Consider the following 20,583-nt stretch of genomic DNA (forward strand, 5'->3'; position numbering starts at 1 on the left):
CCCCGCTAGCATGACGCGGTGATCTCCTCTCCGCTGAGGAGGGGGGCCGCGAGGTGGGCGCTCCTCTCCCTCGCCATCGGCAGCTTCGGCATCGGCATGACCGAGTTCGTCGTCATGGGCCTGTTGCCCGACATCGCGCAGGATCTGCTGCCGGCGACCTGGTCGGCGAGTCAGGACGACGCGATCGCGCAGGCCGGCTGGCTCATCACGCTCTACGCCCTCGGCGTCGTCGTGGGTGCTCCCACGATCGCCGGCGTGGTCGCGAAGTACCCGCGCCACCGCGTCATGATCGCCCTCGCCCTCGCCCTCACTGTGGGAAACGCCCTCACGCTCGTGATGCCGACCTTCGAGCTCGTCGCCGCGTCGCGCTTCGTCGCGGGCCTGCCGCACGGCGCCTACTTCGGCATCGGCGCGCTCGTCGCCGCTGACGTGCTCGGCCCCGGCAAGCGTGCCAAGGGGGTCGCGTTCGTGCTGACGGGCCTCACGCTCGCGAACGTCGCGGGGGTGCCGCTCGGCACGTTCCTCGGGCAGCAGGCGGGCTGGCGCGCGGCGTTCCTCGTCGTCGTGGCGATCTTCGCCGTCGCCACGATCGCGATCGCCCTGTCGGTGCCGCGGCACGACGCCGACCCGGGTCGCACCTTCCGTGCCGAGCTGAAGGTGTTCCGGATCGGCCAGGTGTGGCTCGCCCTCGCGATCGGATCGGTCGGCTTCGGCGGGTTCTTCGCCGTGTACAGCTATGTCGCGCCGATGGTGACCGATCTGACGGGATCGCCGGCGTGGGTCGTGCCCATCGTGCTCGTGCTGATGGGTGTCGGCATGACGGTCGGCAACATCATCGGCGGTCATCTCGCCGACCTCGACGTCAAGCGCGCCATGCTCGGCGGGCTCATCGCCCTCGCGTGCGTCTTGACGCTCGTCGCGCTCACGTCGCAGTGGATCTGGACGCTCGGGATCTTCGTCTTCCTCACGGGGCTCGTCTCATCGGTGCTCGTGCCCACGATCCAGACGCGCCTGATGGATGTCGCCGAGGACAACCAGTCGATCGCTGCGGCAGTGAACCACTCCTCGCTGAACCTGGGCAACAGCATCGGGGCCTTCGTCGGCGGCGTCGTCATCGCGGCGGGCTGGGGCTTCGCGGCGCCCGCGTGGGCGGGGGTCCTGCTCGCCGTCGGTGGGGTCGCGCTCGCCGTGGTGAGCCTTTCGCTCGAGCGGACGTCGGTCGGCGCGCGGTGAGGCGCCGCGGCGCGGGCGTCGTAGGCTGGCCAGGTGACCGACGACCGAGCTGCACGCGTGCTCTCTGACGCTGTCGACGGAGCCCGCGCGCGACGCCCGGGTGACGCGGCCGACCCCGACATCCCCGTCGCCGCGACAGTGGTGGTCGCGCGTGACGGCGACGACGGCGCCGAGGTGCTCATGATCCAGCGCCCCGACCGGGGCTCGTTCGGCGGAGCGTGGGTCTTTCCCGGCGGCAAGCTCGACGATGCGGACCGCACGAGCGACGACGAGCCGGACGAGGACGTCGCCCGCCGCGCCGCCGTGCGCGAGACGTGGGAGGAGACGGGGCTCGCGCTCGCCGCCGCCTCGCTCGTGCCGCTGTCGATCTGGGATCCGCCGCCCGGCATCCCGCTCCGTATCCGCACGTGGTTCTTCGTCGCGGCGGCATCCGATGTCGAACTCGTCCTGTCCGAGCACGAAGCCGTCGCTGCGGAGTGGGTGCGGCCCGGCAGCATGCTCGAACGCCACGCGCGGGGCGAGGTCACCCTGTATCCGCCGACGTGGGTGACGCTGCACGGGTTCGAACACGAGATCTCGGTCGAGGGAATGCTCGGAGCCGCGCGCCTGGCCGGACTGCAGCGCTTCGACTCCGTTGCGCGAAAGGGCCCGAACGGGCCGTTCCTGCTCTGGCCCCAAGACGCCGAGTTCGACCCGGATGCCGCCGACCCCGGTACGGCACGCCACCGGCTCGAGGTGGGCGCGCTGCCCTGGATCTACACGCGCGCCGGCTGATCAGGTCGCGAGCAGTCGCCGCAGGTGCGCTCCGACGGCGGCGGTCTCGATGAGGAAGCCGTCGTGCCCGAAGTCGCTCGCCAGCACGACGACGCCGTCTTCGATGAGCGTGCGGATGCCGCGCCCGATGCGCTGCTGACCGTCGGCGGGGAACAGCCGGTCGCTGTCGACGCCGAGCACGAGGCTGCGCGCCGTGACCCGCGCGAGGGCGTCTTCGACACCGCCGCGATCGCGCCCGATGTCGTGCGAGTTCATCGCCTCGACGAGGGTCAGGTAGGTGTTGGCGTCGAAGCGGCGCGTGAACTTGTTGCCGTGGAAGTCGAGGTACGACTCCACCGCGAACCGGCCGCCGTGGCCCAGCGGGCTGACGACCGACTGCCACGACCGCTGGAAGCGCTGATTGAGCTCGGTGGGGGAACGGTAGTTCAGCAGCGCCATGCGACGCGCGAGCGCGAGCCCGCGATGCGGTCCGTCGCCGTCGCCTGAGTCGTAGTACTCGCCGTTCTGGAAGCGGGGATCGATCCGGATCGCCTCGAGCTGCACCGAGTTGAGGGCGATCTGGTCGGCGGTGTTGATGGGCGGGGCCGACAGCACGGCGAGGCGCTCGACGCGCTCGGGGTGGCCGATCGCCCATTCGAGAGCGTGCATCCCGCCCATCGATCCGCCGACGACGGCGGCCCACCGGTCGATGCCGAGGGCGTCGGCCAGCGGCACCTGCGCTGCGACCTGATCGCGAGTGGTCAGGTACGGAAAGCGTCCCGCCCACTCGTAGCCGTCGGGCGCGATGCTCGAGGGGCCGGTCGAGCCCTGGCATCCGCCGAGCATGTTGGGGGCCACAACGAACCACCGGTCGGTGTCAATCGGGCAGCCGGGGCCGACGATCGATTCCCACCATCCCGACGTGGGATGACCGGGACCGGCGGCGCCGCGGACGTGGCTGTCACCCGTGAGCGCGTGCAGGATGAGCACGGCGTTGTCGCGCTGCGGCGACAGCTCGCCCCACGTCTCGTACGCCAGTCGGTAGCCGGGCAGCTGCGCGCCGCCCTCGGTGCGGAACGCGCCGAACGCCGCGAACTGCCGGTCGCCGACGGGGTCGCCGTCGCGCCACGCACCCGTCGCGGGCGGCCTGCCGAGCAGCAGCCGCGCATCCGCCTCGGTGACGGGGGCCGAGGGGACGGTGTCCTCCGAGGTCTGCCAGTCCATGGCTGCCATTCTCTCCCGCCTGCGACGTCCTCCCGCCGCGTGTTACGCCGCCGCTCTGCCGTTCAGGCGCGTGCGGCCTCCGAGACGCGGCGGGCGGCGGCGAGTGCCTGCTCGAGGTCGGCTTTGATGTCGTCGATGTTCTCGAGCCCGACCGAGAGGCGCACGAGGCCGGGGGTCACACCGCCGGCGAGCTGCTCCTCGGGGGTGAGCTGGGAGTGGGTCGTCGAGGCAGGGTGGATGACGAGCGACCGCACGTCGCCGATGTTCGCGACGTGGCTGAACAGCGTGAGCGAGTTGACGAACTCGCGGCCCGCATCGACGCCGCCCTTGAGCTCGAACGAGAGCACGGCGCCCACGCCCTTGGGCGCATAGGTGTTCGCCGCCGCGTACCACGGTGACGTGGGAAGCCCCGAGTAGTTCACGGATGCGATGTCGTCGAGGCCCTCGAGCCACTCGGCGACCTCCTGCGCGTTCTGCACGTGGCGCTCGATGCGCAGCGACAGCGTCTCGATGCCCTGGATGAGGTTCCAGGCGCTCTGCGGCGCGATGGCGGGACCCAGATCGCGCAGCAGCTGCACGCGCGCCTTGATGATGTAGGCGAGGCTGTCGCCGACGGCTGCCGTGTAGCTCGCGCCGTGGTAGCTCTCATCGGGCTCGGTGAGGCCCGGGAACTTCTCGACGTTCTTGGACCACTCGAAGGTGCCGCCGTCGACGATGACACCGGCCATCGTCGTGCCGTGCCCGCCGAGGAACTTCGTCGCCGAGTGCACGATGATGTCGGCGCCGTGCTCGAACGGCTTGATGAGGAACGGCGTCGCGATCGTGTTGTCGACGATGAGCGGCAGGCCGTTCTCGTGGGCGATGTCGGCCACGGTGCGGATGTCGAGGACGTTGATCTTTGGGTTGCCGATCGTCTCGGCGAACAGCAGCTTCGTGTGGGGACGGATCGCCCGGCGCCACTCGTCGGGGTCGTCCTGGTTGTCGACGAAGGTCACCTCGACGCCGAGTTTCGCGAGCGTGAACTTGAACAGGTTGTAGGTGCCGCCGTAGATCGAGCTCGACGAGACGAAGTGGTCGCCGGCTTGCGCGATGTTGAGGATCGCGAACGTCGTCGCCGACTGGCCGCTCGCGAGCAGGAGCGCACCCGACCCGCCCTCGAGCGCCGCGAGACGCTGCTCGACGACGTCCTGGGTGGGGTTCTGGATGCGGGTGTAGATGTTGCCGAACTCGGCGAGCGCGAACAGGTTCGCGGCGTGCTCGGTGTTGTCGAAGACGTAGGCAGTGGTCTGGTAGATCGGCGTCGCGCGCGACTTCGTCGTGGGGTCGGGCGAAGCGCCCGAATGGATCTGCTTGGTCTCGAAGCGCCAGTTCTCGGGTGCGGACATGAGTGCTCCTGTGGTTCGGGTGTGGCCGGTGAAGGGGCGACGCGAGTCGCGATCTCATCCGAGGGTATGGCGGCGGCGGGCACACGCCAACGAGCGAGAAATGTTACGTAACAACCACGAGTAGCGTGGAGGCATGGTTACCAGGCGTGCAGTCGTGACGGGTGCGAGTTCGGGGATCGGCGAGGCGGCGGCGCGTGCGCTGCGCTCCCGTGGCTGGGATGTCGTCGGGGTGGCTCGCCGAGCCGAGCGGCTCGCTCGGCTCGAAGACGAGATCGGCATGGCCGCGTTCGCGGCGGATCTCACCCGCGACGGTGATGTCACGGCGCTGGCCGACTGGCTCGCCGAGACGGGTCCTGTGCACGCGCTCGTGCACGTGGCCGGCGGCGCGCGCGGAACCGATCGCGTCGAAGACGGCCGCGTCGAGGACTGGCAGTGGATGTTCGATGTGAACGTGCTCGCCGCGCAGCGCACGGTCGCGGCGATCCTGCCGCTGCTGCGGGATGCAGCGGCAGCCGATGGTCACGCCGACACCCTGTTCGTCACCTCGACCGCCGCCCAGCAGGCCTATGCGGGCGGCGCGGGGTACAACGCCACCAAGGCCGGCGAGGCGATGCTCGTGCACGCGCTGCGCCTCGAGCTGAACGGCGAGCCGATCCGCGTCATCGAGATCGCGCCGGGCATGGTGTTCACGCCCGAGTTCACCGTCAACCGGCTCGGGGGTGATCGCACCGCGGCCGAGCGCGTGTACGAGGGTGTGCCGGATCCGCTCACCGCCGATGACGTCGCCGACGTCATCGCGTACGCGCTCGATGCGCCCGGTCACGTGAATCTCGACCTCGTGACGATGCGCCCTGTCGCGCAGTCTGCACAGCATCTGCTCGCGCGCGGCACCCTCGCGGTGCGCGCGAGCCGCGACGACTGAGCACCGCGGTGGCGATGACACTGCCCGAGCTCGCGGCAGCGGGTCTGATGGATGCCGGATGGGCTGAGGCGCTCGCCCCGGTCGCCGACGACATCGCGGCGGTCGGAGAGCGGCTGCGCGACGAGGTCGCGGCAGGGCGCGGCTACCTGCCCGCGGGGGACCGGGTGCTGCGCGCGTTCCAGCGCCCGCTCGCCGACGTGCGCGTGCTCATCGTGGGGCAGGACCCGTATCCGACGCCTGGTCATGCGATCGGGCTCTCGTTCGCCGTCGAGAGCGATGTGCGGCCGTTGCCGCGCAGCCTGACGAACATCTACCGCGAACTCGAGGCCGACCTGGGGCTGCCGCCCGCGCCGCACGGAGACCTCTCGGCGTGGAGCAATCAGGGCGTCATGCTGCTCAACCGCGTGCTCACCGTCGCTCCGGGGCAGGCCGGCTCGCACCGCGGCTGGGGGTGGGAGCGGGTCACCGAGCACGCCATCCGCACGCTCGTCGCCCGCGATGCGCCGCTCGTGGCGATCCTGTGGGGGCGGGATGCCGCGGGCCTGCGTCCCCTGCTCGGTGCGACGCCCGTCGTCGAGTCACCGCACCCGTCGCCGCTGTCTGCGAGCCGCGGCTTCTTCGGGTCGCGGCCGTTCTCACGCGCCAATGCGCTGCTGGAGCAGCAGGGTGCGGAGGCCGTCGACTGGCGCGTGATGTCGTCGGCGAGCGCGAGTTAGCCCGCCGACGACGCGCGACCCCACGCGCGCACGGCGTCGACGAGTGCGCGCCACGCGCCCGTGAGCTCGTCGTCGGGAAGCTCGGCCGTGTGGTCGCGCTCGTCGTCGCAGCGGGCGTGGATGTGCCAGACGAACCGGTCCGCTCCGTGAGAAGGAGCGCACTCGTCGGGCACGGCATCCCACGGGCACTGCTCGATGAGCGCGACGAGGACGCGTGCCTCGTCGGGTCGGGGTTCGGCGCGCCACGCACGGCGCAGGCCTGCCATCCCGCCCGTACGGGTGACCTCGACGACCGGAGCCGGGTCAAGCTGGGGGTGTTCCATCCGCGTCGACGCCGACGCCCGACCAACCGGTGCGGACGGCGGCGACCTCCTCTGACTCCTCACCGTACTCCGCGACGGCGGCGCGCACCGTCGCGCCGGCGAACGTCACGAAATCGGCGTCGGGCCCCACGGTGCCCGAGACGAGGGCGCGGTACCAGATGAGCCCCGCACGCTCCCATGCCCGCCCGCCGAGCGCCGTCGCGACGAGGTAGAACGCGTGATTGGGGATGCCGGAGTTGATGTGCACGCCGCCGTTGTCGCCGGTGGTCACGACGAAGTCGCGCATGTGCGCCGGCTGCGGGTCGCGACCGAGAACATCGTCGTCGTACGCCGTTCCCGGCGCGGAGAGCGAGCGCAGCGCGTGGCCCTGGACGGCGTCGGTGAAGATGCCCTCGCCGATGAGCCACGTCGCCTCGTCGGCGTTCTGCTCGAGGTGGTGCTGTTCGGCGAGGGCGCCGAACACGTCGGCGACGGATTCGTTCAGCGCGCCGGACTGGTCGCGGTACTCGAGCCCGCCCGCCGACTCGACGATGCCGTGCGCGATCTCGTGCGCGATGATCGTCAGCGACCGAGTGAAGCCCGTGAACACCTCGCCGTCTCCGTCGCCGAACACCATGCGCTCGCCGTTCCAGAACGCGTTGTCGTAGTCGGTGCCGTAGTGCACCGTCGCGAGCAGCGCGCCGCCGAGACCGTCGATGCCGTTTCGGGCGAAGGCATCCCACAGGAAATCGAACGTGACGCCGAGGCCGTCGAATGCCTCGTCGACGGCGGCGTCGCCCGACGCGGGGTCGTCTTCGCCGCGCACGCGCACTCCGGGCAGCGTCTCGCGGTTCTGAGCATCGGAGATCGTGCGGTCCGGCCCGGGCGACGTCTCGAACACGAGCGAGCCGTTCTCGTCGATCGAGAGCTCGAGCCGCGTGCGCTGGGGCCGGTAGTCGCGCGACGCGAGGAGCGTCGCTCGGGCGGCGGCCGCGGCGCGTGCCCACTGCGGCTCCTGCACCGCGGCGATGCGGGCGAGCAGATACGGGGGGACGATGGCTCTCATGGTGCGACAGTAGCGCCCGCCCCCGACAGCGAGGCAGCTCAGGCGCCGGGATCGATGACCGGGATCGACGCCAGCAGTCGCCGCGTGTACGACACCTGCGGCTGCAGCAGGACCTTCTCGGTCGGCCCCTCCTCGACGATGCTGCCGTCCTTCATGACGATGACCTCGTCGCAGAGGTTCTGCACGACGCCGATGTCGTGAGAGACGAGCACGAGGGTGAGGCCGTCGCGTTCGCGCATCTCGGCGATGAGCGCGAGGATCTGCGCGCGCACCGTGACATCCAGCGCCGACAGCGGTTCGTCGCCGATCAGCAGTCGCGGCCGGTGCACGATCGCGCGGGCGAGGGCGATCCGCTGCCGCTGGCCGCCAGAGAACTCGTGCGGGAACCGCGCCGTCATGTCGGCCTCGAGCCCCACCTGCGAGAGCACATCGCGCACACGCGCGCGGCGGTCTCCTTCAATGCCCAGCGCCCACAGCGGCTCACCGACGATCCGGCCGATGCTCATGCGCGGGTCCAGCGACGCGTATGGGTCTTGGAAGACGATCCCGGTCTGGCGGCGCAGCCAGTGCAGGGCCCGCGCTGAGGCCCGCGCATCGACGGGGCGCCCGTCGAACTCGACCGTGCCCGCCGTGGGGGTGTCGAGGGCGAGCAGCAGCCGCACAAGCGTCGACTTGCCCGACCCCGACTCGCCGATGATGCCCAGTGCCGAACCCTCGCGCACGTCGATGTCGGCGTCATCGAGCGCCGTCGTGAATGTGCGCCTCTCGAACAGCGTCTGCTTGGCCACGGCGTGCCGGCGGGTGAGGCCGCGCCCGCGCAGCAGGACGCCTGGTTCTCCGCGGTGAAGGCTCACGTGCCACCCCCGGGTCGCCAGAGCGTCGCGGTCGCATCGCGCAGAAGGCCTTCCGTGACGATGGATGCCGGCGCGCTCAGCAGCTGTGCCACGGGGGCGTCCTCGACCACCCGGCCATGCTCGAGCACGATGCCGTGCGTCGCGATCCGCGACAGCACCGCGAGGTCGTGCGTGATGAAGACGAGCGACATGCCGTCGTCTTTCACGAGGGAGTGCAGCAGTTCGAGGATCTCGGCCTGGATCGTGACGTCCAGGGCCGTCGTCGGCTCGTCGGCGATGAGCAGGCGTGGGCGGCAGGCGAGCGCCATCGCGATGGCGACGCGCTGGCGCTGTCCGCCGGACAGCTGATGGGGATAGCGCGAGACGATGCGCGCGGGGTCGGGGAGCGCGACGCGCGCGGCCTCGGCGATGGCGCGAGCCGCGGCCTCCTTCTTCGACGCACCCTCGTGGATCCGCACCGATTCAGCGATCTGCCGGCCGACCGTGCGGATCGGGTTGAGGGCCGTGCGTGGTTCCTGGAAGACGATGCCGATCTCGTCGCCGCGGATCTCAGCGAGTTCGCGGTCGCTCAGTTCGAGCAGCTCACGGCCGTTCCACCGGATCGATCCGGTTGCGCTCGCTTCGTCGGGGAGGAGCCCCAGGATCGCCAATGCCGTGAGGGACTTGCCCGATCCGGATTCGCCGATGAGACCGACGCGCGATCCGTCGGGAACCGCGAACGACACGCCGTCCACGACGCGGCGCCCGTCGATCTCGATCACGAGATCGGTGACCTCCAGGCTCACGCGACCACCTCCGGTACGGGAACGCGAGCGGCGCGGCGGGCTGCGCGGCGGCTGAGGGTCGGGTCGGTCGCTTCACGCAGACCGTCGCCGAGCAGGTTCAGGCCGAGCACGGTGATCGTGATCGCGAGTCCGGGCCACACGACCGAGAGCGGATGCACCGTGATGTACGCCTGCAGATCGCGCAGCAGTACACCCCACGACGGCTCGGTGACGGGTGCGCCGAACCCGAGGTAGGACAGCCCCGCCTCGGCGAGGATGGCGACCGCCATGCCCCACGACAACTGCACGATGAACACGGGGGCGACGTTGGGCATCAGATGATGCAGCAGGTTCTGCGCGGGGTTCAGCCCCGACGCGCGCCCCGCCAGCACGAAGTCGCTGTGCAGCACGCGACGGAGCTCGGGCCGGGTCACCCGCGCGATGTTGACTCCGAACCCGATCCCCACCGCCCAGATGACGACCCACAGGCCCCCGCCCCACACCGCCGAGATCATCATGGCGATGATGAGCACGGGGAAGGCGATCAGGATGTCGACGAAGACGGCGACCGCTTCGCGCACCCACCGTGCCGTGAGGGCTCCGAGCGCGGCGAGCGAGACGCCGATGACGGTCGCGATGACACCTGCACCGACGGCGACGACGACCGCGGTGCGCGAGCCCGCCATGATGAGGCTCAGGATGTCGCGGCCTGATCCATCGGTGCCGAGCACGTGCGGCCAGCTCGGCGCCGCCCAGCGGTTCGAGATCTCGACCTGCTGCGGATCGAACGGCGTCCAGAACCCTGCGACGAGCGCCGTCGCGGCGATGACCGCGACGACCAGCAGACCGAACCGCCCCGTCGTCAGCCGCCAGAGTCGACCGAGCCACGCCCAGCGGCTCGGTGCGGCAACCACCTGCGTCACGATGCCTCCCGTTGGCGCGGGTCGATCGCGCGGTGGGCGAGGTCGACGAGGAACCCGACGATCAGCACGAAGCCGGTGAGCGCGAGAAGCTCGCCCTGCACCTTGGGCAGATCGCGTGCACCGACGTCGGCCACGAGCATCCGTCCGATGCCCGGAAGGGTGAACAGCTGCTCGATCACGACGGCTCCGACGATGATGCCCGCGACCTGCAGCCCGAGCACCGTGATGACCGACAGCCCGACGACCGGGAGCCCGTGCCGGATGAGTGCTGCGTTGCGGGTGAGGCCCTTCGCGGCGGCGGTGCGCACGAAGTCCTGGCCGACGGCCTGCAGTGTCGCGCTGCGCACGAAACGCAGCAGCATGGCGCCCTCGACGATGCCGATCGTGAGCGCGGGCAGGAGGAGCGAGCGAAACGCCGCCGACGGGTCGTCCCAGCCCGACCGCGGGAAACCCTGCGCGGGCAGCCAGCCGAGCCACACGGCGAAGACGACGACGAGCATCATTCCCGCCCACACGACCGGGACGGCGGCCAGCAGCTGTGCGCCGACGTTCAGGGCCGTGCCGTCGGCGCGGCCGCGGCGCATCGCCGACAGCACACCGAACGGCACGCTGATGAGCAGCGCGATGATGAGCGACATGATGCCCAGGGGCACCGTCACCTGGGACTTCTCGACGATCTCGTCGACGACGCCCGACCCGGTCAGCAGCGACGTGCCCAGGTCACCGCGGAAGATTCCGCCGATCCAGTCGAGGTATTGCGCCGTGAGGGGCCGATCCAGGCCGAGCTGCTCGCGGATGGCGGCGACCTGCGCGGGCGAGCTGCCCATGCCCGCGATGAGCTGCGCGATGTCGCCCGGAAGCACGCGCAGCGTCAGGAAGATCAGGACGCTGGCGACGAACAGCCCGACGATGAGCAGGGCGGACCGCGTCAGCGCGTACCGGATCACCCGTCGCTCTTGGTCAGCTCTGCCAGATTGAGACGCTCGTTCACGTTGATCGAGGGCATACTCGCGATGTTAGTGCCCACGGCGACGACGGACGCGCCGTTGAACAGCCAGTCCGCAGCTGCGTCCTCGGACACGATGCGACCGGCCTCGGCCAGCAGTCGCGACGCCTCGGCCTCGTCGACGGCGGCGAGGGACTCGGCGAACAGGGCCTGCACTTCGGGGTTGTCGTACGTGAAGTAGTAGTCCGGGTCGGCCCAGTTCTCGAAGTCGCGCGCCTCGGTGTGCAGCACGAAGCTGAGCTCGTAGTCCTTGTTCTCGTAGACGTCGGTCTGCCACGTCGGGAAGTCGACGGACTCGACTTCGAGCGTGATCCCGACCTCGTGCAGGTTGGACACGAGGATCTGGGGAATGGTGGTGGCGTAGAAGTTCGGGATCGTCAGGGTCAGATCGAGCTCTTCGGCGCCGGCTTCGGCGAGGAGCTCGCGCGCGGCATCCGGGTCGTACGGGGCGACGTCGGCGAGGTCGGACCACCCCGGGTCGAGCTCGGGGATCGGGCCGTAGAGCGTCGTGCCCGATTGGAAAGCCTCGATGAAGGCGTCGTTGTCGATGGCCTGGCGGATCGCCTGGCGGACACGCTTGTCGGCGAGCGGGCCCGACGTCTGGTTCATCGCGAGCGTGCCCTTGTCGGTGGACTGGCCGATCACGACGGTGAAGTCGCCCGCTGCCTCGACCTGCTCGGTGAGGTTGGCGTCGAAGCCGGTCAGGACATCGATCTCGTTCGCAAGAGCGGCGTTGAGAGCGGCCTGGTTGTCGGGGATGTAGTCGAAGACGACCTCGGCTACACCGGCCGCCTTGCCCCAGTAGTCGACGTTGCGCTCGAACGTGATGCTGTCGCCCTGCCGCCACGTGGCGAACCTGAACGGGCCGGTGCCGTTGGCCGACGTCTTGTAATCGACGGTGTCGTCCTGCTTGAGGATCACTCCCGAGCGACCGGTGAGGTTCCACAGCAGACTCGAGTCGGGCTCGTCGAGGGTGAGGGTGACCTCCTGGCCGTCGGCCGTGATCGACGAGACGTTGGCGAGGCGCGCAGAGTCCCGCCATGCGGGGGTGGCTTTGCGGGTCTGAAGCGACCACACGACATCCTGCGGCGTCAGTTCTTGGCCGTCGTGGAAGACGACGCCCTCGCGGACGGTGAAGGTGTACTCGAGCCCATCGGGGGAGATCGTCCAGTCCGAGGCGAGTGCAGGCACGATCTCCTGCTGCGGGGTGCGCGAGACGAGCCCCTGGTAGATGTTGTCCATCAGGATCTGGTCGAGCGCGGCGCCCGCCGTCTGACGGATGTCGAGGTTGCCCGGCTCGAGAACGAGCCGGATCGCGACCGACGCGTCCGCGTCGGGCGAGCCGGTCGATGTGGGCGCCGGAGCGGGGCTCGCGCACGAACTGAGGAGCAGTGCTCCGGTGACGATGAGGCCGGCGGCGAAGCCTGTGCGGCGGTGCATGCGATTCCTTTCGGAGGGGCATCCGATGCTGTGCGGATGCGGGCCTCGAGGGTGTGATCGGCAGTTTCGACCAGTGCGGAGACAAGCCTAGAGTTCTCTGGCCCCGTAGCGACAATCCAGGACGCCTGAGAGGGGCCGTGGGTACGCTGGCCGCATGACTCCTGAGCCGCGGGTGCACTTGTCCAGATCAGCACGCGAGGCCTACGCCGCGCTCGACGGGCTCGCGAAGACCGTCGGCGACCTCGCCTCCGACGCGGGGCTGGATGCGCGCATGAAAGAGATCGTGCAGATCCACGCGTCGCAGCTGAACGGCTGCGCCTACTGCGTGCGGGTGCACGTCGACCGCGCCGTCGCGGCGGGTGTCGACGCCGACGTCATCGCCCAGATCGCGACGTGGCGGGAGTCCGGTGTGTTCAGCGGGCGCGAGCGCGCGGGCCTCGAGCTGGCCGAGTCGTTCACCTTCATCCACGAGGACGGCATCCCCGACGACGTGTACGACCGGGTGGGGAGCATCCTCAGTGAGAAGGAGTACGTCGCGCTCAGCTGGCTGCTCGTGACCATCAACGCCTTCAACCGTGTGACGATCGCCGGACGCTACCCCGTGCCGCCCCGCGGGGGCGACGCGGCGTGATCGAGGGCGAGCCCCGCCGCGACGGCGAGAGTGTCGTCGTGTCCGGAGCGACGAACTTCCGTGACGTCGGCGGTCTGCCCGCCGGCACGGCGCAGACACGGTCGGGCACGCTCTTCCGTTCCGGAAACCTCGCCCGCGTCGACGACGCCGGCCGCACGTCGCTTTCCGCTCTCGGCATCCGGCGCGTCATCGATCTGCGCGACGAAGACGAGGTGACCTCGGCGCCGAGCCTCATCGACGGCCTCGGCATCGAGGTGCAGCGCGTGCCGCTGTTCCTCGGCTCGGTCGCGTCGTTCTTCGAACAGGATCTCAGCCTCGTCGAGCTGTATCGGCGGCTGATCGAGGACTCCTCCGCGGGCGTCGTCGAGGTCGTGCGCGGAATCGTCACGGATCAGCCCGTGCTCGTGCACTGCACGGTGGGCAAGGACCGCACGGGGGTGACGGTGGCTCTCACGCTCGCTGCCGCGGGAGTGGATCCCGACGCCGTCGTGAGGGACTACGCGCGAACCGAGACGCTCCTGCCCGCGCGGCGCAACCGGCAGGTGCTCGCCTGGCTGCGCGCGCAGTATCCGAGGGCGGTGCACCTCGAAGAGCTCGCGACGCGCTCGCCCACCCACGTCATGCGCGACGCGCTCACTCGCATCGATGAGGTGTACGGATCGCCGGCGGAGTATCTGCGCGCGCACGGCCTCGGCGATGACGAGATCGTCGAGCTGCGCCGCATCCTCGTCGAATGAGAGTCCGCTGAACATAGGTTAGGCAAGCCTACATTCGGGTATAGTCGGAGCATCATGAGCACTCCGGTACACGAGACGACGCACAGCGCGTCGGCATGCCGCGCCTCGCGTCACACGCGCGTTCAGCACCTCATCACCGCCGACGAGACCTCGCTCGCCGAGCTCGAGACTCTTCTCGCGACGCTTCCGCTGTGCTCGACGGGTCGCGTCTTCATCGAGATCCCGGATGCCTCATGGCAGGCCGACATCCACGTTCCCGCGCGTATGACGCTCACCTGGCTCGACCGCTCGCGCCGTTCGGGCGACCCCGGCACGGGGCGCGGCTGCGTCGCGGGCCAGGCGCTCGCGCGTGCCGTCACGGCCTGGGCCGACGAGATGCTGTGCGACGCCGACGATGCGACGCGCATCCACCTGCTGGGCGGCTACCTCGGCACGGCCGACATCGTCGACCACCTCACGACGCGCAACGGCATCACGGCCGACGCGATCCACACGCCGGCCAGGTACGGGCTCGCAGACGCCCGCCGCGCGCACTGACACACGCCCGGGCGTGATTCGACGCTACGGGCGACGGTGCTCGCGCACCGGGATGTAGTTGCCGTCGGAAAGACCGGCTTCGATCTCGAACCGATTGCGCAGGGGGTTGCGTCCGGCGAGGGCGTAGAGCACGGGCATCAGGAACCCGTACCGCTGCCACTGCCGCTTGTGCACGACCTCGTGTCGCAGCAGCCGCTCGGTGACTCGCCCGTCGCCGGTCAGGAAGCATCCGCCGACGCAGACCCCGCCGCGCGCGAAGGCCCACCAGGGCAGCCCACGGAAGACCCACAGCCCGGCGCGCTTCTCGATGCGGCCCGTGCTCCACAGCGTGCCCCACACCCACCCCACGGCCGTGCCGTACAGGTAGCCGAGCCGGCTGATGGGGGAGTCGAGCAGGATGCGGGGGATGAAGCGGTCGATCGTCTTCCCGCGCGCGACGGCGCGCTCGGCGGCTTGCTCCCAGCCTGCCGGCGGCGGGGGGATCGGGCTCACGCGAGTGCCCCGATGATGCGCAGCAGGGTGCCGAGGTCGTCGTCGGCGGTCTCGGCGGAAGCGGGCGCATAGCCGGTGAGTGACGAGCCCCCGAGGGGCAGAGCGGCGCGCACGGCCGCGATCGCGGCGGTGAGCTCTGCGACGGTGACACCGAAGGGCTCGGGCTGGGCGTTCCCCGTCAGCTCGGCGGGGTCGAGCACGTCGACGTCGACGTGTACGTAGACGGCGTCCGCTCCCGTGGCACGGACCGCGTCGGCCAGCGCGGCGGGGTCTCGCAGGGCCGGGACCGGCAGCATCCGCAGGCCGAGGTCGTCGATCGCCATCGCTTCGGTCTCGTCGAACGATCGTGCCCCGGCGAGCACGATGCGCTCGGCCGGCACAGTGCCGACCGCGAGTGCGAGGCTCTCTTCGCCGTCGCCCATGACGGAGCGCAGCACCATGCCCGAGAAGGCGCCCGAGGGCGACGAATCAGGTGTGTTGAAATCGGCATGCGCATCGAACCAGACCACGGCGAGCGTCGGCGCGTGCGTCGCGGCGTGCGCGATGGCGGCGGGAGCGACCCCGCAGTCTCCGCCGATGAGCAGCACGGGTTCGGTGACCGGTTCGAGCGCGGCGGCGATCTGGTCGCGCACGCGGCGCAGCGAGCTGAGACGCCGCACGCCGGTGCCCAGGGACTCACCCGCTTCGGCGGGCACGTCGATGATCGTCGTCGCCGAACGCGGCAGATCGGCGGCGATCGCCTGCGCGCCGTCGATGAGCTGCATCGCGCGCGAAGAGGGGCTGCCCTGCCATTGCGGCACCACGATGTAACGCGTCATCTGCCTATCATCCTCCACTGCGGAGACACATCCGGGTGCCGGGTTCGTCGCTGTCCGCCCCCCACGCAAGAAACCCGCACTCGCGCGCGCATGGCGTGCGTGAGTGCGGGCTTCCTCGGCGTCAACCGACGCGCGGGGTCGGTCTCAGTCTTCGAGCGCGGCCTGCGGCGAACCGCCGACCTTGAGCGCGGCCAGCCGCGCCTCGACCTCGGTGAGCTCACCGATGTCATCGAGCTGGTTGAACTGCGCGTCGAGGGTCGACGCGGCGAGCTCCTGCTTGCCGGCGGCGAGGGCCTCCTGGCGGCGCACCTTGTCTTCGAAGCGACCGAGCTCGCTCGTGGGGTCCATGACGTCGATCGACTTGACGGCGTCGTGCACCTTGTTCTGCGCCTCGGCGGTCTTGGACCGCGCGAGCAGCTCGGAGCGCTTCGACCGCAGCTGCTCGAGCTTGTGCTTCATGCCGTTGAGGCCGTCTTTGAGCTTGTCGACGACTTCGTTCTGCGACGCGATCGCCGGGGCGATGGCGCGCGCCTCGTTCTCTTCGCTGATCTGGCGCTGCAGCGCGATCTTGGCGAGGTTGTCGAACTTGTCGGCATCTGCGGCGTTGCCGGACGCGCGCAGCTCGTCGGCCTTGCGGCTCGCCGCGAGGGCCTTGTTGCCCCACTCCTGCGCGGCCTGGATGTCTTCCTGGTGGTCGCGCTCGAGCAGGCGCAGGTTGCCGATGGTCTCGGCGATGGCTGACTCGGCGTCAGCGATCGAGTTGGTGTAGTCGCGCACCAGCTGATCGAGCATCTTCTGCGGGTCCTCGGCCTGGTCGAGGATTGAGTTGATGTTCGCTCGGACGAGCGTCGAGATGCGACCGAAGATGGACTGCTTGGCCATCAGGTGTCCTTCCTATCAAGGGTTGGTTCGAAGTCGAGAGAGATCGGATGCCGGTGTCGGACGGGCGCGGTCAGAATCGTCCTCCTCCCCGGCGCGAGCGTGTACCGCCCCCGCCGAAGCTGCCGGTGCGGAACCCGCCGCCTCCTCCGCGACTGCGGCTTCCGCCGCCGAAGCCGCCGGAGGAGCGGCCCGGCGATCCGCCGCCGCTGAGGAGCGAGTTGATGACGATGCCGCCGAGCATGGCGCCGAGCATGTTGGCGCCGCCCGAACCGCCGCCGAGCATGCCGCCGCCCTCATAGCCGCCGACGTCGCTCTGCGCGTACTGGATGGCCTGCGCTGCGAGCTGGTTCGCGCGCTGCGCCGACTGCATCGCGCGATCGGGGTCGGCCTGCTGCAGCTGCTGGGCCTGCACGAGCGCAGCGCCGGCTTCTGCGAGGCGTGTGCGCGCCTGGGCGCCGATCGCGCCGCGGCGGGCCGTGATGTAGTCCTCGGCGGTCGAGACCTGGGCCTGGGCCTGCATGATGACCTGGCCCACCATCTGACGGGCGCGTTCGGCTTTCGCTGCGGCATCCCGCATGTCCTGAACGAGCGCGTCTATCTGCTCGTTGGCTGCCTCGAGCCCTTCGAGGGCGAACAGCGGTCGTCGGTTCGTGCCCGAGAGGTGCCCGCGGGCGCTTTCGATCTGCTGACGGGCGACGGCGATCACGGGAGCGAGCCGCCCGTCGGTGTCGGGAAGGGCAGATGCTGCGGCGACGTCGCGTTCGAGTTCGGCGACGAGTCGCGCGGCGCTCGTCTCGCCCTCGGCGAGATCGGCGCCGAGCTTGTCGATCGCCTGCTCGAGGAGCGCGGCCTGCCCGATGGCTTCTTCCGCCGCGCGAATGCCGACGGCAGCTTCGGCGCCGTTCCCGGCCGCGATCGCGGAGGCCGCGGCCGAGAGCTGCTCATCGGCGAACGCGATCCGCTGCCGGGCCTGCTGGGGATTGTCGGCGACGGTCACGAGCGCCTCGGGCGCGTACGAACCCGACAGCGTCTGCAGGTGCGCCGTCGCGTCGTCGAGCGCCGCCGCGACCTGGGTGCGCTCATCCTGCACGCGGGCGAGCGCTTCGGGCGCGTTCTGCTCGAGCTTGCGCAGCTCGTCGAACGCAGCGGCCTTCGCGTCGAGGTTCGCGTTCGCCTCGTCGCACAGCCGGATGATCTCGATGTTCCACTCGCGCGTCTGCTCGGCGGTGTCCGGGGTGTCGTCGTCGAGCTGCTGCTTGAGGGTGAAGGCGCGCGTGAGGCTCTCTTTCGCCGACGCGAGCGCCGTGGCGAACTCGGCCGCGGCGGCGTCACCGAACTGCGCTGTGGCGAATCCGAGCTCCTGCTCGCTCGTGCGGATCGCATCGTCCGTCTGCACGAGGGTAGACGCCGCGCGTCGTTCGAGCTCTTCCGTGCTGATCTGTTCGACGGGGCGGCTCTGCGAGCTCTTCTTTCGACGGGAGCGGATGACGAGCCACACGATGACACCGATGGCGCCGACGACCATGACGCCGATGACGATGTTCACGCCCGTCGAACTGCCGCCGGATGACGCTGCGCCGCTGCCGCCGCCCGCGGCATCCTGCAATCCGTCGGCGGCCGCGATGGCGGCGCCCGCCCAGTCCTCGTCGACGAGTTCGGGGTAGATCCGCTGCTGCTCGATCGTGCTGAGCGTGTCGAAGCTGATGGGGCCGGAGGAATCCCCGGAGAGGTAGTAGTTGCGCTGCTCGACGGCGATCGCGAGCAGATACTGGTTGGGGCCCAGCCCGTTGGATGTCGCGGTCGCATTGGCCCACTGCTCAGCATCGCTCGGGCTGGTGAAGCGGTCGACGTACACGACCCACAAGCTCACGGGCGAGTCTGCGGCCAGCTGCTCGAGGCGCTGCTGCACGGTGGCGGACTCGGCCGGCGACAGCACGCCGGGGTCGTCGTAGACGAAGCTGTCACCCAGCGGAACCGGGTCGGTCGCCCACGCGGTGGTCACGGGGCCCATGAAGGCCAGAACGAACGCCGTCGCGAGGGCGGCGGTCCATCGCAAACGCATCGGATCCCTCTCCCCGGGCGATGAGAACACGCCCCTCAGCGAGTCTATTCAGCACCACCTGCGACACGGTAGGCCAGCCCGCCCTCGCGCACACGCGCACAGCGAACGAGAGGCAACGCTCTCGTGGGCGGCGGGTCGCTCCTGCCGGTCGTCACGGCTCGCGTAGCCTTGCGCACTCGGAGGGCGCATGATGGACGATCGCTATGGCACGGACGTGCTCGCAGCCGGATGGCGCGAGCGCGCCGTGAAGCCGGTTCCACGGGTCGAGGCCGAGCGGGACCTCGTTGTCGAGGTCGCCGACGACGGATACTGCGGAGCGGTGGTCGGTCTCGCCTCCGGGCTCGTCGAGCTCGAGGATCGCGGCGGCCGCCGCCGGCTTTTCCCCCTCGGCGCGGGATTCCTGATCGACGGTGCCGACGTCGTGCTCGTCGCTCCGACGCGTAAGGCTCCGGCGCCCCGCACGCGGACCGCGTCGGGATCGTTCGCGGCGCCGGACAGTCGTGCCCGCGTCGCGCGGGCCAGCCGCATCCTCGTCGAAGGACGACACGACGCCGAGCTCGTCGAGAAGGTGTGGGGCCACGATCTGCGCGTCGAGGGCGTCGTCGTGGAATACCTGCAGGGCGTCGACCTGCTCGCCGAGGTGCTGGAGGAAGACCCGCCGTCGCCCGAACGCCGCTACGGCGTGCTCGTCGACCACCTCGTGCCCGGCTCGAAGGAGACGCGCATCGCGCAAGCCGTCGAGCGCGGACCCCACGGCGCGCATGTGCGCATCGTGGGTCATCCCTATGTCGATGTCTGGCAGTGCGTGCTCCCGGCCTCCGTCGGCATCCCGCGCTGGCCCGATGTGCCGCGCGGCATCGACTACAAGACCGGCGTCTGCCGGGCGCTCGGCTGGCCCGCCGACGACCAGGCGGATCTCGCCCGCGCGTGGCAGCGCATCCTCGCCTCGGTGACCACCTTCCGCGACCTCGATCCCGCGCTCCTGGGCCGGGTCGAGGAACTCATCGACTTCGTGACGCTCGAGCCCGAGACGCCCGGCGGACGCTGAGTCGGCGCAGAGCCGGCGCTGCGGGTCGGTAGCCTGGAACGGTGTCCGACCCCGCCGCCCCGCGCTTCCGTGATCGCCCTGTCTCTTTCGTGCGACGCAGCGGACGCATGACCGACGGGCAGGACCGTGCGTGGGCAGAGCTCGCGCCCCGCCTCGTCCTCGACGTCGAACGGGATTCCGCGGTCACGAGCGTGCGGCCGGGTTCGGCCATCGACCCCGAGGCGGTGTGGGGGCGGCGCGCGCCGCTTATCGCCGAGATCGGCTCGGGCCAGGGGCACGCCATCATCCACGCCGCGTCCTCGCGCCCCGAGGATGACTTCCTCGCGATCGAGGTCTTCCGCGCGGGACTCGCACGCACGATGCTCGACGCCGAGCGAGCGGGGCTGGACAACCTGCGACTCGTCGAGGCGAACGCGCCCGAAGTGCTGCAGCACCTGCTGCCGGCGGCATCCGTCGATGAACTGTGGGTGTTCTTCCCCGACCCGTGGCACAAGAACAAGCACACGAAGCGCCGGCTGGTCACCGACGAGTTCGCGGCGCTCGCCGCCGGTGCGCTGCGGCCCGGGGGGATCCTGCGGCTCGCGACCGACTGGGAGGACTACGCCGTGCAGATGCGCTCCGTGATGGATGCCGCGCCGGCGTTCGAGCGATCGTTCGAGGGGGAGTGGGCTCCGCGCTTCGGAGGACGCGTGCTGACGGCGTTCGAGCGCAAGGGTGCGCGCGCGGGGCGCGCCATCCGCGACCTCGCCTACCGGCGGACCGCCGAGCTTCCGCTCGAGGACTGAGGA

22 protein-coding genes are annotated in these 20,583 nt (G+C 70.4%); 9 read left to right on the forward strand and 13 right to left on the reverse strand.

Going from position 1 to position 20,583, the window contains the following annotated elements:
• Positions 1-18: 18 nt before the first annotated feature.
• Together AC25YV_RS01800 and AC25YV_RS01805 are read left to right on the forward strand one after the other, a co-directional pair.
• On the forward strand, positions 19-1,233 hold the full coding sequence (locus AC25YV_RS01800; RefSeq protein WP_488122110.1) for an MFS transporter: 1,215 nt from the start codon (positions 19-21) through the stop codon (positions 1,231-1,233).
• Positions 1,234-1,266: 33 nt separating this feature from the next.
• Positions 1,267-2,007, forward strand: a complete 741-nt coding sequence (locus AC25YV_RS01805) for an NUDIX hydrolase (protein ID WP_488122111.1) — start codon at positions 1,267-1,269, stop codon at positions 2,005-2,007.
• Here the strand turns inward: AC25YV_RS01805 and metX are convergent, their stop codons facing one another.
• Together metX and AC25YV_RS01815 are read right to left on the reverse strand one after the other, a co-directional pair.
• Positions 2,008-3,210 carry a homoserine O-acetyltransferase MetX gene (gene metX / locus AC25YV_RS01810; RefSeq protein WP_488122112.1) on the reverse strand — a complete coding sequence of 401 codons (1,203 nt, stop codon included), beginning with the start codon at positions 3,208-3,210 and terminating at the stop codon, positions 2,008-2,010. It abuts the gene before it with no gap.
• A gap of 62 nt (positions 3,211-3,272) precedes the next feature.
• Complete coding sequence (locus AC25YV_RS01815; RefSeq protein WP_488122113.1) at positions 3,273-4,595, reverse strand: bifunctional o-acetylhomoserine/o-acetylserine sulfhydrylase; 1,323 nt, start codon at positions 4,593-4,595, stop codon at positions 3,273-3,275.
• 133 nt (positions 4,596-4,728) lie between these two features.
• Between AC25YV_RS01815 and AC25YV_RS01820 the strand changes: the two genes are divergently transcribed.
• Positions 4,729-5,517, forward strand: coding sequence for an SDR family oxidoreductase (locus AC25YV_RS01820; protein WP_488122114.1), 789 nt, complete (start codon positions 4,729-4,731; stop codon positions 5,515-5,517).
• Between the two features lie 8 nt (positions 5,518-5,525).
• Positions 5,526-6,233 carry a uracil-DNA glycosylase gene (locus tag AC25YV_RS01825; protein WP_488122115.1) on the forward strand — a complete coding sequence of 236 codons (708 nt, stop codon included), beginning with the start codon at positions 5,526-5,528 and terminating at the stop codon, positions 6,231-6,233.
• On the opposite strand, the gene AC25YV_RS01830 is transcribed toward AC25YV_RS01825, so the two are convergent.
• Genes AC25YV_RS01830 through AC25YV_RS01860 form a run of 7 tightly spaced genes read right to left on the reverse strand, consistent with a single transcriptional unit; the run spans position 6,230 to position 12,588 of the window.
• Positions 6,230-6,556: a protealysin inhibitor emfourin gene (locus AC25YV_RS01830; protein ID WP_488122116.1), complete on the reverse strand. Its 327-nt coding sequence runs from the start codon at positions 6,554-6,556 to the stop codon at positions 6,230-6,232. The two genes, AC25YV_RS01825 and AC25YV_RS01830, sit on opposite strands and share 4 nt — an antisense overlap.
• Positions 6,537-7,601, reverse strand: coding sequence for a M4 family metallopeptidase (locus tag AC25YV_RS01835; protein ID WP_488122117.1), 1,065 nt, complete (start codon positions 7,599-7,601; stop codon positions 6,537-6,539). Before AC25YV_RS01835 ends, AC25YV_RS01830 begins: the two co-directional genes overlap by 20 nt.
• 38 nt (positions 7,602-7,639) lie before the next feature.
• Positions 7,640-8,425 (reverse strand): ABC transporter ATP-binding protein, encoded by a 786-nt coding sequence (locus AC25YV_RS01840; protein ID WP_488122295.1) that lies wholly within the window; start codon positions 8,423-8,425, stop codon positions 7,640-7,642.
• Between the two features lie 26 nt (positions 8,426-8,451).
• Positions 8,452-9,240 (reverse strand): ATP-binding cassette domain-containing protein, encoded by a 789-nt coding sequence (locus AC25YV_RS01845; protein ID WP_488122118.1) that lies wholly within the window; start codon positions 9,238-9,240, stop codon positions 8,452-8,454.
• Positions 9,237-10,142, reverse strand: a complete 906-nt coding sequence (locus AC25YV_RS01850) for an ABC transporter permease (protein WP_488122119.1) — start codon at positions 10,140-10,142, stop codon at positions 9,237-9,239. Before AC25YV_RS01850 ends, AC25YV_RS01845 begins: the two co-directional genes overlap by 4 nt.
• Positions 10,139-11,089, reverse strand: a complete 951-nt coding sequence (locus tag AC25YV_RS01855; protein ID WP_488122120.1) for an ABC transporter permease — start codon at positions 11,087-11,089, stop codon at positions 10,139-10,141. Before AC25YV_RS01855 ends, AC25YV_RS01850 begins: the two co-directional genes overlap by 4 nt.
• Positions 11,086-12,588, reverse strand: a complete 1,503-nt coding sequence (locus AC25YV_RS01860) for an ABC transporter substrate-binding protein (RefSeq protein WP_488122121.1) — start codon at positions 12,586-12,588, stop codon at positions 11,086-11,088. The genes AC25YV_RS01855 and AC25YV_RS01860 overlap by 4 nt, the downstream gene beginning before the upstream one ends.
• A 154-nt stretch (positions 12,589-12,742) precedes the next feature.
• On the opposite strand from AC25YV_RS01860, the gene AC25YV_RS01865 reads away from it, so the two are divergent.
• The 3 genes from AC25YV_RS01865 to AC25YV_RS01875 are packed head-to-tail and all read left to right on the forward strand — an operon-like array spanning position 12,743 to position 14,493.
• A complete protein-coding gene (locus AC25YV_RS01865; RefSeq protein ID WP_488122122.1) occupies positions 12,743-13,219 on the forward strand; it encodes a carboxymuconolactone decarboxylase family protein in 477 nt (158 codons plus the stop codon).
• Positions 13,216-13,956 (forward strand): tyrosine-protein phosphatase, encoded by a 741-nt coding sequence (locus AC25YV_RS01870; protein WP_488122123.1) that lies wholly within the window; start codon positions 13,216-13,218, stop codon positions 13,954-13,956. The genes AC25YV_RS01865 and AC25YV_RS01870 overlap by 4 nt, the downstream gene beginning before the upstream one ends.
• 54 nt (positions 13,957-14,010) lie before the next feature.
• A complete protein-coding gene (locus AC25YV_RS01875; protein ID WP_488122124.1) occupies positions 14,011-14,493 on the forward strand; it encodes an SIP domain-containing protein in 483 nt (160 codons plus the stop codon).
• Between the two features lie 24 nt (positions 14,494-14,517).
• Here AC25YV_RS01875 and AC25YV_RS01880 read toward each other — a convergent pair whose 3' ends face one another.
• The 4 genes from AC25YV_RS01880 to AC25YV_RS01895 all read right to left on the reverse strand — a co-directional run bounded on the left by AC25YV_RS01880 (position 14,518) and on the right by AC25YV_RS01895 (position 18,747).
• Positions 14,518-14,985: a Fe-S oxidoreductase gene (locus AC25YV_RS01880; RefSeq protein WP_488122125.1), complete on the reverse strand. Its 468-nt coding sequence runs from the start codon at positions 14,983-14,985 to the stop codon at positions 14,518-14,520.
• Complete coding sequence (locus AC25YV_RS01885; RefSeq protein ID WP_488122126.1) at positions 14,982-15,803, reverse strand: arginase family protein; 822 nt, start codon at positions 15,801-15,803, stop codon at positions 14,982-14,984. The genes AC25YV_RS01880 and AC25YV_RS01885 overlap by 4 nt, the downstream gene beginning before the upstream one ends.
• Before the next feature lie 144 nt (positions 15,804-15,947).
• A complete protein-coding gene (locus AC25YV_RS01890; RefSeq protein WP_488122127.1) occupies positions 15,948-16,685 on the reverse strand; it encodes a PspA/IM30 family protein in 738 nt (245 codons plus the stop codon).
• A 70-nt stretch (positions 16,686-16,755) separates the two neighbouring features.
• Positions 16,756-18,747 carry a TPM domain-containing protein gene (locus AC25YV_RS01895; RefSeq protein WP_488122128.1) on the reverse strand — a complete coding sequence of 664 codons (1,992 nt, stop codon included), beginning with the start codon at positions 18,745-18,747 and terminating at the stop codon, positions 16,756-16,758.
• Between the two features lie 190 nt (positions 18,748-18,937).
• Here AC25YV_RS01895 and AC25YV_RS01900 point away from each other — a divergent pair, with 190 nt between their 5' ends.
• Positions 18,938-19,795 (forward strand): DUF3097 domain-containing protein, encoded by an 858-nt coding sequence (locus AC25YV_RS01900; protein WP_488122296.1) that lies wholly within the window; start codon positions 18,938-18,940, stop codon positions 19,793-19,795.
• Between the two features lie 107 nt (positions 19,796-19,902).
• Complete coding sequence (gene trmB, locus AC25YV_RS01905) at positions 19,903-20,580, forward strand: tRNA (guanosine(46)-N7)-methyltransferase TrmB (protein ID WP_488122297.1); 678 nt, start codon at positions 19,903-19,905, stop codon at positions 20,578-20,580.
• The last annotated feature ends 3 nt before the right edge of the window (positions 20,581-20,583 follow it).

The organism is Microbacterium sp. Y832 (assembly GCF_057669765.1).